The sequence below is a fragment of the Coprococcus sp. LG101-27 genome (assembly GCF_027695515.1).
Taxonomy (GTDB): Bacteria; Bacillota; Clostridia; order Lachnospirales; family Lachnospiraceae; genus Allocoprococcus; species Allocoprococcus comes.
The window spans coordinates 196,395-212,006 of sequence record NZ_JAQEUJ010000003.1; the positions used below are offsets into that span (position 1 = coordinate 196,395).

10 protein-coding genes are annotated in these 15,612 nt (G+C 43.3%); 7 read left to right on the forward strand and 3 right to left on the reverse strand.

The window, feature by feature from the left end:
- Positions 1-99: 99 nt before the first annotated feature.
- The 4 genes from ilvD to PG766_RS04780 all read left to right on the forward strand — a co-directional run bounded on the left by ilvD (position 100) and on the right by PG766_RS04780 (position 5,663).
- A complete protein-coding gene (gene ilvD, locus PG766_RS04765; protein WP_270590532.1) occupies positions 100-1,782 on the forward strand; it encodes a dihydroxy-acid dehydratase in 1,683 nt (560 codons plus the stop codon).
- A 31-nt stretch (positions 1,783-1,813) separates the two neighbouring features.
- Positions 1,814-2,800, forward strand: a complete 987-nt coding sequence (locus tag PG766_RS04770; RefSeq protein ID WP_118219402.1) for an ornithine cyclodeaminase family protein — start codon at positions 1,814-1,816, stop codon at positions 2,798-2,800.
- 120 nt (positions 2,801-2,920) lie between these two features.
- Positions 2,921-4,306: an alanine/glycine:cation symporter family protein gene (locus PG766_RS04775; protein ID WP_118219390.1), complete on the forward strand. Its 1,386-nt coding sequence runs from the start codon at positions 2,921-2,923 to the stop codon at positions 4,304-4,306.
- Between the two features lie 13 nt (positions 4,307-4,319).
- Complete coding sequence (locus PG766_RS04780) at positions 4,320-5,663, forward strand: MATE family efflux transporter (RefSeq protein WP_055296536.1); 1,344 nt, start codon at positions 4,320-4,322, stop codon at positions 5,661-5,663.
- Between the two features lie 100 nt (positions 5,664-5,763).
- Here PG766_RS04780 and PG766_RS04785 read toward each other — a convergent pair whose 3' ends face one another.
- Positions 5,764-6,684, reverse strand: a complete 921-nt coding sequence (locus PG766_RS04785) for an aldo/keto reductase (RefSeq protein WP_022220063.1) — start codon at positions 6,682-6,684, stop codon at positions 5,764-5,766.
- A gap of 325 nt (positions 6,685-7,009) precedes the next feature.
- Here PG766_RS04785 and PG766_RS04790 point away from each other — a divergent pair, with 325 nt between their 5' ends.
- Together PG766_RS04790 and PG766_RS04795 are read left to right on the forward strand one after the other, a co-directional pair.
- Positions 7,010-8,335, forward strand: coding sequence for a 2-hydroxyacyl-CoA dehydratase subunit D (locus PG766_RS04790; protein ID WP_118219392.1), 1,326 nt, complete (start codon positions 7,010-7,012; stop codon positions 8,333-8,335).
- Complete coding sequence (locus tag PG766_RS04795) at positions 8,316-10,007, forward strand: acyl-CoA dehydratase activase (RefSeq protein WP_118219394.1); 1,692 nt, start codon at positions 8,316-8,318, stop codon at positions 10,005-10,007. The genes PG766_RS04790 and PG766_RS04795 overlap by 20 nt, the downstream gene beginning before the upstream one ends.
- 132 nt (positions 10,008-10,139) lie before the next feature.
- On the opposite strand, the gene thrH is transcribed toward PG766_RS04795, so the two are convergent.
- A complete protein-coding gene (thrH, locus tag PG766_RS04800) occupies positions 10,140-10,742 on the reverse strand; it encodes a bifunctional phosphoserine phosphatase/homoserine phosphotransferase ThrH (protein WP_008368697.1) in 603 nt (200 codons plus the stop codon).
- A gap of 481 nt (positions 10,743-11,223) precedes the next feature.
- Here thrH and PG766_RS04805 point away from each other — a divergent pair, with 481 nt between their 5' ends.
- The gene (locus PG766_RS04805; protein ID WP_270590536.1) at positions 11,224-12,393 is read left to right on the forward strand and encodes an iron-containing alcohol dehydrogenase; all 1,170 of its coding nucleotides are present in this window, start codon (positions 11,224-11,226) and stop codon (positions 12,391-12,393) included.
- Positions 12,394-12,489: 96 nt separating this feature from the next.
- Here PG766_RS04805 and PG766_RS04810 read toward each other — a convergent pair whose 3' ends face one another.
- Positions 12,490-15,363 carry a bifunctional diguanylate cyclase/phosphohydrolase gene (locus PG766_RS04810; RefSeq protein ID WP_270590538.1) on the reverse strand — a complete coding sequence of 958 codons (2,874 nt, stop codon included), beginning with the start codon at positions 15,361-15,363 and terminating at the stop codon, positions 12,490-12,492.
- Between the last annotated feature and the right edge of the window lie 249 nt (positions 15,364-15,612).

A 15,612-nucleotide genomic window follows, 5' to 3' on the forward strand; every position in this document is an offset into this window, starting at 1 on the left:
TTTTACAGACTTTTCAATGACCGGAAACTGGAATAGCATAGAACAGGGGAATGAAATTTAAAGGAGTTTAAGTGTATCATGAATTAAAGGAGAAGAATAATGGGATACAATTACTGGAACGGAACAGAAGCGGCACACCGCCGTGTTATGATGAAGGCGGCAGGATATTCGGATGAAGATATCCGTCAGAAACCGCATATCGGAATACCGAATTCTTACATGGCAGGTTCTCCAGGAACTGCGCATCTTCGCCAGGTGACAGAAGCTGTAAAAGAGGGAATCTGGTCAGCAGGAGGAATCCCGGTAGAATTCGGAATCCCGGCTACTTGCGGAAATGTGGCAAATGGTGCGGATGAGATGAAGTATGAGCAGGTAGGAAGAGATATCGTGGCAATGTCCATCGAATTTGTATCCAGAATACATAATTTCGATGCGATCTGCTGTGTGGCATCCTGTGATCTGATCATTGCCGGATGTTATCTGGCAGCGTGCAGACTGGACATTCCGGCTCTGGTAGTGACCGGGGGATCAATGCAGGCCGGAAATTACTGTGGTAAGACAGTTGTAGAGGCAGATCTGGATGCGGCAAGATTCTCAGGTGCTTCCGAAGCTGAGTTATTTGAAATGGAAGAAAGCGTCTGCCCGTCTTTTGGTGCATGCCCTTCTATGGGAACAGCCAACACGATGCAGATGTTAGGTGAGGTATTGAACCTTGTTATGCCGGGAACATCTACGATTCCTGCATCAGATAATGCAAGACTTCGGGCTGCAAGAACAGCAGGAAAATACATGGTACAGCTTGCCAGGTCCGGAAAGACACCAAAAGATCTGATCACCAAAGATGTTCTGGAAAATGCGATCATGTTTGATATGGCAGTTGCAGGATCAACCAATGCGGTACTGCATATCCTGGCATACGCATATGAACTTGGTATCAAGCTTACACTGGCAGATTTTGAAAAGTATGCGAAGGAAATTTACTGCATCAATGCAGTGATTCCAAGCGGACCGTATACAGTTGTAGATTTTCATTATGCCGGCGGTGTAAAGCAGGTCATGAAGCAGCTTGCCGGTAAAATCCATACCGATGCGCCGACGATTTACGGGGATACAACTTGGGGTGAACTCCTCGATTCTGTGAAAAGCGCGCCAAATAAAGTCATTCATTCGCTGGAAGATCCTGTTGCAAAAGAACCGGGACTTAAAATCATGCGGGGAAATATTTCTCCGGCAGGGGCGATCGTACGTCCGACAGCAGTATATGAAGAAGTAAAATACATCAAAGGTGCGGCAAAAGTGTATGAATGCGATCAGGATGCATATAGAGCCATTATGGCAGGCGAGATTGTTGCGGGGGACATTCTTGTTATTCGCTATGAAGGCTGTAAAGGAGCACCGGGTATGAAAGAGCTGATGCTTAGTATCGATGCGCTGATCGGACTTGGACTTGATAAAAAGGTCGGGCTTATCACAGACGCGCGTTTCTCCGGATTCAACTACGGAGCAATCGTCGGACATGTTTCTCCGGAAGCTTATGACGGTGGTGTGATTGCTTTGATCGAAAATGGTGATGAAATTGAGATGGACATTGCAGGGGGAACCGTCAATCTTCTCGTATCCGATGAGATTTTAGCAGAAAGAAGAAAATTCTGGGTACGTCCGCCACTTAAGCAGCAGAAGGGTGTTTTAAATATTTACGCACAGAACTGCAGACCGGCAGAAGAAGGCGGTGCAATGCAGCCATGGGCACTGGATGCAGACTACGGATATCATCACGAATAAAAGTATTGGTATGGATAAGGAGAGAACGGGTATGTTATTGCTTTCAAAAGAGGATATTAAAAGTGTAATTACAATGAAAGATATGATCGAAGCGGATAAGCAGGCATTTAAGATGGTTGTCGATGGTACGGTAGATACACCGCTTCGTACAGTCATCAATGGAAAATATGACGGCGCATTTCTGTTTATGCCGGCCTATGCTCCGGAATTAGATGCAGCAGCCATGAAGGTGATCAACATTTTTCCACACAATATCGATAACAATCTGATGACATCACCGGCGCAGACTATGCTGATTGACGGAAAGACAGGATATGTGATCGCGATGCTGGATGGAACTTATGTGACACAGCTTCGTACGGGGGCTTCTTCCGGTGCAGCATTCGATCTGCTTGGAAAAAAGGAATGTAAAAAAGGTGCAATGATCGGTACAGGGGGACAGGCAGCAGCTCAGCTTGAGGCAATGCTTGCAGCAAGAAAGCTGGAAGAAGTAAAGATCTTTGACCTGAATGAAGAAAGATGCAAAGCATTTGCCGAAGAAATGCAGAAGGAACTGGTCAAATATGGTGCAACAATCATACCGGTCAAGGATTCGGATGACTGTATCGAAGATGCAGATCTGATCATCACAGTGACGCCTTCGGCAAAACCGGTATTTGACGGGACAAAGGTAAAAGCCGGTGCAACCATCAGTTGCGTAGGTACCTATGAACCGCACAAGCATGAGCTGGATCCGGCTGTTCTGCCGAGAGCATCTAAGATTATCTGTGATTCAAAAGAGGCGGCACTTTCAGAAACGGGAGATCTTCTGATTCCGATCGCAGACGGAATCATTACAGAAGAAGATGTGCTTGGAAGTCTTGGAGATGTGATCAATGGAAAGATCAAAGGACGTGAAAATGACGAAGAAATTATCGTATATGAAACCGTAGGAGTTGCTGCGCAGGATCTGGTAGCAGCAAAAGTGATTTATGATAAGGCAGTAGAAGCCGGAAAAGGACTTCGCTGGGGAGAATAATCTAAAAAGAGGATGTAAATACAAAAAACACGGAATATTTCCGTGTTTTTTGTATTTTAAAGAATAGCTTTGTGATAAGATAAACGAGAACAATAATTTAAAGAAAAGGAAACAAGAGAAATGCTAACTACATGGATTCAGGCAGTATACCAATTTTTATGGGGAGATCTTTTAAGGATACCACTTCCGGGAGGCTCCTCTTTTGGTGTGTCACTGCTTATTATTTTGCTGATTCCCACAGGAATCTATTTTACGATCAGAACAAGATTTTTGCCGGTTCGTCTTTTTGGAGATATGGTTCGCGCGCTTACCGGGAAAAAGAAGGAAGATGGCAGTCTGTCGACTTTTCAGACACTGATCGTCTCAACTGCAACAAGAGTCGGAATGGGAAATCTGGTAGGAGTAGTCGCTGCCGTTTCCGCAGGTGGTGCCGGTGCGGTATTCTGGATGTGGATCACAGCAGTCATCGGTTCTTCAACCGCATTTATCGAGGCAACGCTTGCACAGCTTTATAAAGAGAAAGATCCGCTTTACGGAGGCTACCGCGGAGGTCCGGCATATTATATGCATCATTATGTAGAGAGACGGACAGGAAAGACAAAGAAACATGTCTGTATTGCGGTGCTCTTTGCAATCTCAGGGCTTATCTGCTGGGCCGGGATCAGTCAGGTGATCAGTAATTCGGTTGCATCTTCTTTTGAAAATGCATTTGGGATTCCGCCAATTTTTACGACGGTGATTCTGGTAGTCGTTGCTGCAGTGATCGTACTGCGAAAAAATGCCACAGTAAAGGTGTTGGATATTCTGGTTCCAATCATGGCAGTCTGCTATTTTGTGATTACAATAGTCATTATCTTGTTGAATATCCGAAGCCTTCCGGGTGTATTTGAGCGGATTATCCAGGAAGCGTTTGGGATCCGTCAGGCAGCAGCCGGAGGGTTCGGAGCAGTTCTTATGAATGGTGTAAAAAGAGGGTTATTTTCCAATGAAGCGGGTTCGGGATCAGCACCATGCGCAGCTGCGGCTGCAGAATGTGATACGCCTGTAAAAGCAGGATTTATACAGGCATTGGGTGTATTTATAGATACAATTGTGATCTGCAGCTGTACGGCGATGATCATGCTTCTTGTACCAGAAAAGATGATAGCAGGACTGGAAGGAATGGAGCTTTTGCAGACAGCAATGAATTATCATCTCGGTAAATTTGGCGTGATCTTTATTGCGGTTACGTTGTTCCTTTTCAGCTTTTCAACGTTTCTTGGAATCCTGTTTTATGCAAGAGGAAATGTGGCATATCTTTTAGGGGATAAGTGGTGCTGGCAGACAGCATATAAAATCCTTGCACTTGTGATGCTCTTTATCGGAGGAATTGCGGCTTATCATATTGTATGGGATCTTGGCGATGTGGGAATCGGACTTATGACGATTTTTAATATTGTGACTTTGTATCCTATGGGTGGAGAGGCACTGGAGGAATTGAGGAAGTACGAAAAAAATAAACAGTAGGAGGAACTGGAGAATGTCAAAAGATGAATATTTAATTACAGATGCGCCTCTTAAAGCATTAACTGTTTTTGCAATGCCTATGATTTTAGGCAGCTTTTTTCAACAAGTATATAATATGGCTGATTCTATTATCGTAGGTCAGTTTGTTGGTTCGTCTGCACTGGCGGCAGTCGGTGCCTGCGCCGCACTTACGAATGTCTTCATTTGTATAGCATTGGGTGCCGGTGTAGGTGCAGGAGTGCTCGTGAGCCGTTATTTTGGAGCCAGAGATTATAGTAAAATGAAAACAATCGTGTCAACATCATTGATCAGCTTCCTGATTCTAAGCGTACTTCTGGGTATATTTGGCTTTTGTTTTTCCCATTCGATGATGAGTTTATTACAGACACCTGCTGATATACTGGATGAAGCAGTACTGTACCTTCGTGTTTATTTTGTGGGATTTCCGTTTCTGTTTATGTATAACATCCTTTCAACAATGTTTACCTCGATCGGTGAATCAAAGATTCCATTGGGACTGTTGATATTTTCTTCTATTTTGAATATTTTTATGGATCTCTGGATGGTGGCCGGACTTGGTTTGGGGGTATTTGGTGCAGCTCTTGCAACCCTCATTGCGCAGGGGATTTCGGCAGTGTTTTCACTTTTGATTTTCTTTAGCCGGATGCGTCGATATAAAAGTCATTTTGACTGGTTTGATGGGAAGGAATTGCATTCCATGCTTCGGATTGCTGTGCCATCTGTCCTTCAGCAGTCTACAGTGTCAATTGGCATGATGATCGTACAGGCAGTTGTAAATCCATTCGGTACACAGGCACTTGCCGGTTATTCGGCAACGATGCGGGTAGAGAACGTTTTTTCACTGATCTTTGTATCCATTGGAAATGCAGTTTCACCGTATGTTTCCCAGAATTTTGGCGCAAAGAAAATGGAACGTATCAAAAAAGGATATCATGCGGCACTGGTGTTGGATTTATGTTTTGCAGTTCTTGCTTTTATAGTCATTGAAACGCTGCATACCCAGATTTCCTCATTATTCCTGGGGAAAGACGGAACCGCCCTGGCATATCAGGTGTCCGGGGATTATATGAGATGGCTTGGTTACTTTTTCATTTTTATGGGTATCAAGATGGCAACAGATGGAGTACTCCGTGGACTTGGTGTCATGCGCCCGTTTCTCGTTGCCAATATGGTAAACCTTGCAATCCGCCTGGCAGTTGCTTTGATTTTTGCACCTCGTTTTGGTATCGAATTTGTCTGGCTTGCTGTACCGGCTGGCTGGTTTGCCAATTTTGTGATTTCCTATGTGGCACTTAGAAAATCGTGGCCAACTGATAAAGCAGCTTCAGTTTGCTAACTGTCTGTTTATTCCGGAAATAGAATTACCCGCACCAACGGTGCGGGTAATAACATAAGTCAGCAAGAATATAAAATCAGAAATATAATGCTGAAAATCCTTATGGAAGCGGATGACCTGCAGCCAGGTACAGCTCATACCATTCTTCGCGAGTCAGTGTTATCTCACATGCTGCGATAATTTCTTTCAGGCGGCTTTCGCTTGCAGTTCCGGTAATGATTTGCATATTTGCCGGGTGGCGTAAAATCCACGCAGCCGCAATGGTAGTGTCGCTGACATTATATTTTTCAGCCAGTACATGAAGCTTTTGATTCAGTTCCGGGTATTCGTCACTTCCGAGAAAGCATCCTTTCCATGCCGGCATCTGAAATGGTGACCAGGCCTGGAGGGTGATATCGTGGAGGCGGCAGTAGTCGAGCAGACTTCCGTCGTGGTCAATTGAACCCGGGGTTTCCATATTGACTTCCATGCCATTTGCAACAAGATTGGAAACCGGAATGCTGAATTGAACCTGGTTGACAACGAGCGGTTGGCAGACATACTTCTGCAGCAGTGCAATCTGCATCGGTTTGTGGTTTGAAACACCAAAATGGCGGACCTTTCCGCTCTCAAACAGAACATCAAATGCGGCAGCAACCTCTTCCGGTTCTACGAGTGCATCCGGACGATGAAGCAGCAGAAGATCGAGATAATCTGTCTGAAGCCGTTTTAAAATACCATCGACGGATTTCAAAATGTGCTCTTTTGAGAGATCATAACAACCTTGACGGATGCCGCATTTTGACTGCAGGTAAATATCTTCCCGTTTCAGGGAGGGATCGCCGGCAAAGGCTTCGCCGAACACAGTCTCACTCATACCTCCGCCGTAGATATCCGCATGATCGAAGAAATATGCGCCCTGTTCCAATGCAGAGTGAATGAAATGGTTCATTTCCTCCTTCGATTTTTCAGAAAGTCGCATGCATCCGACTGCAATGGAAGGAATTTTTTGCAGATGATTGCCTAAAATAGTTTCTCTCATGATAAAAATCTCCTTTGTAATGATTTGATATTCGCGGAATTTTTCCGTAAAGCAAGTATGGAAGAAGTCCGGAAGTAAAGAAATAATAATTGTTATACTTTGGATCATGGTATCATCATATCATAGAAGCGCACTCGAGAGTCAATGAAAATTTCTTGAGATAGCTATTAAATTTGAGTAAGAGATAGAAGAGCAGATATTATATCTTGAAAAAAGTACGTTCCATTGGTTCCGTTGAAGTCAATAGATTCCTCTTTACTTTCCCGACACAACTGCTATAATATATCAGACAGCAAGTAAAGGCAAAACAGAGAGGAATTCTATAATGGACATTATACAAAAATTTGGTAACGCAGTGAGCAGTATGTCTCTGGAGGATCCCGGGAAGGCGCGCAGGCTTCTTCTTACAGGATACCGACTTCAGGAGAAACGACTGCTCTTTTTTGCAGATAAAAAGCTGCCCAAATCGGGACAGTATGTAGCAAGAATTGTTATGAAAAATATCATCCAGGCACTTTCAAAGCCTGAAAATTCAGCGATGGTCAGCATCTTTGTTCCGGGAGAGCTTTTGACGGCGGCAGGGCTGACTCCGTATTCGGTAGAAGCAATGTCCTGCTTTATCGCGGGAACAAGATGTGAGCAGACATTTTTGAGAAAAACAGAAGAAGAGGGATTTCCGGAAACGATGTGCTCCTATCACAGAGTTTTCCTTGGAGCGGCACTATCCGGACTTGTGCCAAAGCCAAAATGTATGATCTACACAAATCTGGCATGTGACAGCAATATGATGACCTTCCCGTATCTGAAGCAGAAAAATATGCTTCCGGGATTTTTTATAGATGTACCGTATGACAAGAACGAAGATTCTGTAAAATATGTGGCAGATCAGCTCCGGGAGTTGAAAGCATTTTTAGAAGATGTTACTGGAAAGAAGATTTCCGAAGAGGCAGTACGGCAGGCGGTCAATAACAGCAACCAGGCAGCCGCATATTATCATGAACAGCTGGCACTGCGCAAAGAACATGATCCGGTCACGAGCCTGACCAATGAGCTGTACGCGATTTTCATGTGCCACCTCATGGCGGGTTCGCAGGAGGCAGTCAAGTATACGAAATTGCTTCTGGAAGATGTGAAAAAGGCACCGAAGAGCGAAGGTCTGCATATTCTCTGGATGCATATGATGCCATTTTTGCAGGAACCGGTAAAGGATATTTTCAATTACAGTGACCAGATTCATATCAGTGCCTGTGACTTTGTGGCAGACGGATTTCAGAAGACACATTATGAAGATCCGTATGAGTCCATGGCAGAAAAGATGGTGAACTGCATTTACAATGGAAGCGTCAAGCAGAGAATCCAGAAGGCAAAAGAGCTTGCGGAGCAGACAAATGTGGATGGAGGAATCCTTTTTACACATTGGGGATGCAAAGGTACGATCGGAGCTTCCAGTCTGATCAAAGGATCGCTTGAGGAAGCAGGGATCCCGACCATGATCCTTGATGGAGATGGATGTAATCCGGCAAACAGCAGTGATGGACAGATTTCTACAAGACTTCAGGCTTATATGGAGATGCTGAAGGTAAATAAAGCAGAAAAATATGCCGCAAATCACGGAAAGGGGGCTGGGTCAGATGATACATTATGTCTGTAAATATACGCCGGTAGAGTTATTGAATGCATTTGGAGAAGAGTGTGCCGTACTGGAGGAAATGCCGGAGAACTTTGAAATGTCGGATCAGATCGCACACGCAAATCTGTGCGGCTTTGGGAAATCTGTGATTCAGGCAGTTCTGGAAGGAAAGGTCAAGCAGCTTGTACTTGTGAACTGCTGTGATTCTGCGCGGAGAGTTTATGATATTGTAGAGAGCACCGGAAAATGCAAATTTTTATATATGCTGGACCTTCCGCATGAAGATAATGAATGTGAGAAGGTAAAGTATGCACAGGCAATCATGCGCCTGAAAAAAGCATACGAAAAATTTTCCGGAAAAACTTTTGATAAGGAAGCATTTTTAAATTCATTTACAGAAAATGAGACAGAAATGAAGCCATACATTGGTCTGCTGGGTGTGCGTGTAACGGGTATTCTTGAAAAAATGATCCGGGATAATATTCAGATGGACGTGAACAATCTTACTTGCACCGGCGGAAGACAGCTTGCAGTTGTTCCGGAGCAGATGAGACAGATGGATGAAGAAAAAATGTTTCTGGCTTATGCGGATGCCCTGCTTTGCCAGATCCCATGTTTCCGAATGAATAACAACACTCGGAGAAATCAGCTGTATCTGGATCCAAACTTGAAGGGAATTATTTATCATACGATCAAATTCTGTGATTATTATGGATTTGAATATGCGAGCATTAAAAAGAATATCAAAGTACCGCTTCTGAAAATCGAGACGGATTTTACAAGTCAGAGCGCTGGACAGTTACTGACGAGAATCCAGGCGTTTGCAGAAACGATTGAAGGATCGGAAGACATGGATCCGGGAAAAGGAATCAGTGAGGAGGCAAGAAAAAAGATGGAGTCAGGAATATATTATGTAGCAGGGATCGACAGTGGCTCTACAAGTACAGACGTTGTGATTCTGGATCAGGACGGAAAAATTAAATCTACGATGATCATTCCGACAGGCGGCGGAGCGATGATGAGTGCGGAGAAAAGCCTGGATCTTGCCATAGAGAAGGCAGGAATTAAGAAAGAAGAAATCGTCAGAATTGTCACGACGGGATATGGACGTGCTTATATTGAAAGCGGGGATGACAGTATTACAGAGATCACCTGTCATGCCAAAGGTGCGCATTACCTGAACCCGAATGTGCGGACGGTGATCGATATCGGCGGACAGGATATCAAGGCGATCAGCATCGATGAAAATGGCGCAGTAAAGAATTTCCTGATGAATGACAAATGTGCGGCAGGAACCGGAAGGTTTCTGGAAATGATGGCACGGACTTTGGGACTTTCTCTTGAAGAGATGAGTACAAAAGGATTGGAATGGAAGGAAAATATTGTGATTTCCAGTATGTGTACGGTGTTCGCTGAGTCAGAGGTGGTATCACTTGTGGCTCAGAATAAAGATGTGGCAGATATCATCCATGGTCTGAATGTGTCGGTTGCTTCGAAAGTAGGAGCACTGGCGGCACGTCTTGGGAAAAAGAATCCGGGAGAATATATGATGACAGGCGGAGTGGCAAAGAATCCTGGAATCATCAAAGCACTGGAAGAAAAGCTGGATGCAAAATTGTATATTTGCGACGAGGCACAGCTTTGTGGTGCGCTTGGAGCTGCATTGTTTGCATATGAGAAGTGCAGTGTGTAGAGGCTGTGTTTGTAATCACCGGACATTATTTTATATTGCATAAAAAAGAGAAACCTTACCAATTTTCAGACGTAAAAACTGAAAACCGGTAAGGTTTTTTACGCATATCGCTATGCAATATGCAATTATCTTTTATTTCATTGCATCTTTAATTGCGCCAAGCAGCTCTTCATAGGTTTCATAGGCTGGGATCTGCGGATAATCCGCTTTGATCTTGTCGGTTGAACGGAATAAGAATCCTGCCTTACTTGCCTGGATCATGCCCAGATCGTTGTAAGAATCCCCACTTGCAATTGTTTCAAATCCGATGGACTGCAGTGCCTTTACGGTTGTTAGTTTGGAATTTTCCACACGCATCTTGAAGTCTGTGATCTCACCATTTTCCGCAATTTCCAGACTGTTGCAGAAAAGTGTCGGATGACCAAGCTTTTCCATGAGCGGCATTGCAAATTCGGTGAAGGTATCACTGAGAAGGATTACCTGGGTGAAGGAACGTAGCTCATCCAGGAAGTCTTTTGCGCCCGGAAGCGGATCAATCTTGGAAATTGTTTCCTGAATTTCTTTGATCCCGAGACCATGCGCTTTTAAAGTATCCAGTCTCCAACGCATCAGTTTGTTATAATCAGGTTCATCTCTTGTGGTTCTTTTCAGTTCCGGAATTCCACTTGCTTCTGCAAATGCAACCCAGATTTCCGGTACAAGTACTCCTTCGACATCCAGACAAGTAATATACATATGTTAACCCTCCTGTACTTTCTGTTTTTTGCTTTCTATCATACCATATATCTGTTTATTTTGCATGCTTTTTTAAAATTGAAGTAACTGTTCAGAGCCAACCTCCAAAATGCTACGCATTTCGTAAGTGTGGCGTATCCGCCGAATAAATTTTCAAAAACAGTCTTAAAAATGCAAGCATTTTACACCTGTTTTATGAAATTTTGCTTGGCTCTGAACAGTTACAAATTGAATAAAAACTGCTGGAGAGAAACCTGTATAAACTACATGATGGTATGGAAAACCATGTAAAGAAGTTAGTCGGGAAAATTGCGGGTTCCATTTTGGAATGTGTGCAAACCGGAAAGATGTTGACGATAAATTTTTTCAGGGACTATAATATAAGTATCTGTGGAAAAAGAGGGATGTTTCGGAATAGATCATTGAAAAAAGAAAATCTGCCGAAACATATTTTGCTTAAATTACATAAAGGAGAAAAAGGATGAATAACTTTATTTTTGAAAATAAAACGAAAGTATATTTCGGGAAAGGATGTGTCGGTGAGTATCTGCCGAAAATCGCTGCGGTGCATGGGGATAAGGTTCTGCTTGCCTATGGCGGCGGCTCGATCAAGAAAAATGGAGTTTATGAGGAAGTCATAGCAGCACTTGAAAAAGCCGGGAAAACGATCATTGAATTTCCGGGGATCATGGAAAATCCGACTTATAAGAAGGTGCTTGAAGGCACAAAGCTGGTAAAGGAAAAACAGGTGGACTGGATCCTTGCAGTCGGCGGCGGTTCGGTTATGGACTGTAGCAAGGCAATTTCCATGGCAGCGGTCAGCGAGAAAGATGTGTGGGATGAGTACTGGGCGAAGAAGGGTGTTGTGGATTTTGAACCGATGCCACTTGGCGTGATCGTAACAGCGTCCGGAACAGGCAGTGAGTGCAACGGGGGAGCAGTTATTACCAATGAAGAGGTCATGATCAAGACAGACCGGGATTATCCGAAATGCAATCCGGAATTTGCATTAATGGATCCGACTTACACTTATACTGTTCCGACAAAACAGATGGTGGCAGGAAGCTTTGATATCCTGTCTCACGTTATGGAGACTTATTTCAGTGAGCCGGACGAGGATAACGTATCAGATGATATTTCGGAAGCTCTGATGCGCGGCGTGATAACAAGTCTTCGTGCGGCATTGGTAAATCCGGGGGATTATACAGCAAGAAGTAATCTGATGTGGCTGTCTACCATGGCGGAGAACCGGATCATCAAGCTCGGCAAAAAATGTGATTTTGAATGCCATCAGATGGAGCATCAGATCAGTGCTTATACCAACTGCAGTCATGGATGTGGACTTGCTGTGCTGCATCCGGTTTATTATCGGCATATCTGTCAGGCAGGCGCAAAGAAATTTACCCGGTTTGCGGAAAATGTATGGAAAATTCCGAGAAATGGACGTACCGATGAAGAGATGGCTGAAGCTGGCGTAGAGGCATTGGCTGATTTTATCAGAGAGATCGGACTTCCGACAACACTTCGGGAAGTAGGCGTGGAGAAAAAAGAGGATCTGAAAGAAATTGCGGATTCTTGTTATCTGGTGGATGGAAGTTATAAGAAGATGACACATGAGGAGATTCTGGAAATATTTCTGGAGTGCTTCTAGCTAATTGGAATGGAACTGAAAGAGATTAAAGGGATCCCTGTGCCGTAAATGGTGCAGGGATCTCTTGCTGTCGTGATCTGGTATGCAGGAAAATTTCTATACTGGATGGATCTCTTGGTTAAGGTGATCTGAAGTGTTTTGAGGATTTGTTTCCTCCGAGTGTTCATTCATCGGAAGATATTCATACTTCGGAATGAAATTCCGTTTATCGTACAGTTTATAATACTGAATAAAAATACGGTCCATAACTTTTGAAATCTGACTTTCATCTGGTTCAAATAAAATGATCAGATACTGCATGGCACTATACCGTGTACACACGTCAATCTTACGGATCTTGTGACGGATCGCTTCCTCCATGTATTCCAGTGCCTGTTCAATATTTTCAATATACATCATAGAATCCGGAGAGGTTTCCATTGTGACCATGACCAGGAAACAATGGTATTTATGTCGTTCTCCAAGTTGGTTGATGTACTCATAAATCTTAGAAAATTCACGGTAATTAAGATTAAGTGCTCCGGAATAGTTTCCGCTGTTGCGAAGTACTTTTGCCACAAGGGAAAGATCTTTTGCTACGCTGGAAACCGGGAATACGGTATTGTCCATCTGTTGATAGAAAAAGAAATTGTGTTTTCCGTTTTGCTTGACATAATAGAGTGCTTTATCTGCTTTGGAAGAACACTCGTCAAAGGAATCTCCCTTGGTACACATGCAAAGTCCGGCAGAAATGGATGCAACACGGATCTCAAAATCTTTTTTCTTCTCAGAATCAAAGCGGGAAAACAGAGTTTCCATAAGCTCGGATATTTCATTTTTACCGGCATCCGGTACAAAAAGAAGGAATTCATCGCCACCAAACCTGCAGCCAACCGAATTTCCGATATGCTCGGAGAGGAGAGCTCCAAGTGCTTTCAGTGCACGGTCGCCGGCTTTATGACCGTAGATATCATTTATCTTTTTCAGATTATCCATATCCATAAAGATCAGACAGCCATTGTGTTCCTGCATCAGCTGTGCGATCATTTTCTGACCGGTATTTCGCATAGGGAGTCCGGTAAGAAGATCAAAATTTTCTACTTCCTCCTGGCTCTTCATCGTATTCATAACATTGGAAATGAAGTTGCTGATTTCAAATTCCATGCCAGGAAGAGCTGGCTCGTCATCAATTTCCAGATAAGTATCTGTGATCGTCAGACGATTCTCATCCATCAGTCTGAGAAAAATATCTGCGATTTCCGGATCGAACTGAGTTCCTCTGTTTTTGCGTATTTCTTCATAAATTGTTTCTTTTGGAAGAGAATTACGGTAAATACGGCGGGAATTCATTGCGTCATAGCTGTCAGCAACAGCAACGATTCGCGCATGGATCGGAATTTCTTCACCTTTTAGACCGTCCGGATAACCATGACCATCATAACGCTCATGATGAGATCGGGCAACTTCGGTTACATGATTGATGATCGAAACATTTTTCAAAATCTCAGCACCAATAACCGTATGTTCCTTAATAACAGCGTACTCTTCGTTTGTCAGTCTGGATGGCTTGTTTAAAATAATATCAGGGATGCCGACTTTTCCGATATCATGCAGATGAGCTGCATGTCGGAGATTGACGATTTCAGAGCGATTCCAACCCATTTCCTGCGCAATCAGTGCAGAGTATTCCGCAACACGATGGGAGTGCCCTCTGGTGTATTCGTCCTTGGCCTCGATGGTTGTAGAGAGAGTCTGCATCATCTGTAAGGAAATTTTTTCCATCTGCCGTTTACGTTTCAAAAGCTCCTCTTTTTGACGATGCATTTCAATGGTATGCACATTCTTTATTGTACGGATAATGTTAATGAAAAGAAGGATCAACATGCCGACACCAATAAAAAGACCGGAAATCAAAACTACAAAATATGTAGAAATGGATTCGATGGCGATGGCAAGCATTGCAATGATCAGGCCAATCAGCACCAATTTGTTTTTCCGGTATTCTTTCTTTCGCATATCCAGACAGAAAGTCAGGAAAATCAGAAAGAAGGTGACTGCAAGAATCACGTGGGCGCACGGCAGAGTTTCAATAAAATCAGCAATGCCAGTCAGATGAAGAACCAGACAGATCAAAAAGTTACCAAATGCCGCACAGCCAAGGTAAAAGTAAGGCTTTTTATAACGCCCCTGCTGAATGAGATCTGCATAAAAAAGTACCGGGATCGGAACGAGCATGATCATCACAAAGCATAAAGTCCCCAGTGCAGAGGGATTCGGAACTATAAGCTGTCTGAGCTTGGATTCGCCGAGCATCCATGCAGCTCCCATGGTCATGCACCATCCAAGATATTCCATATCGAATTTTCTGTCATAGACAATTCCGAGTGCGATACTGAAAAGGATGGTAATGATACCGGCGAACAAGATGAAGAAAGCAATAATAGTCTCAAGTCCGTAAGATTCAAAAATATATTCCCAGATATCACTCTTGTCTCCGGAATAGATCTCATTGACTACACCGGAATAGTTAGAGGTATTGGTAGTCAGCTCAATACGGAGTTCTTTTCCTGCATCTGCTGCTGAAGTAGGACAGAAAACATAACAGCTGGCAGAATTTTTCCCAGTCAGTCGATGGTCTTTGGTTGTGTATTCAGTGCGAAGCACTCCGTCAATATAGAAACGGATATCCTGCAGAGAGGAACGTATAGCAAGTGAACTTTGTGTATAATTTTCAGGAAGTGTTGTGGTAATGACCATAGTCTCTTTTGCAGGAACATTGTAATGTCCGGGGACGGCAATCTGTTCTTTGCTCCCATCGGAGTGAATCCAGGTAAAAGTACCACGATATGTGATGTCGCTGGATTGGATTCTGGCATTGTGATTGTTAATTCCTGTGAATTGTATTACCAGAAACCAGATAAGTATCAGGAACATCAGAAGATAGTAAAATCCGATCTGGATTTTGCTTATTTTATAGTTTTCTTTTGTCAAAACAGAGACTCCTTATCTACAATTTTGGTCTATTTGAAGATATTATACGATGTGAGTGTCAAAAGTGAATTTTGCCACTTACTGATGTAACTGGATTGCTCCATTGCTACGCAATTCCCACAATCCTTAAACATCATTATACTATTTGCGGACAATATTTGCAATTAAAGAGAAGGAGGAATGGTGGAAAAAGACAGGTTATGGAAGTTGAGAAATACCAGAAGATAGATTATAATTTTCATAAAATAT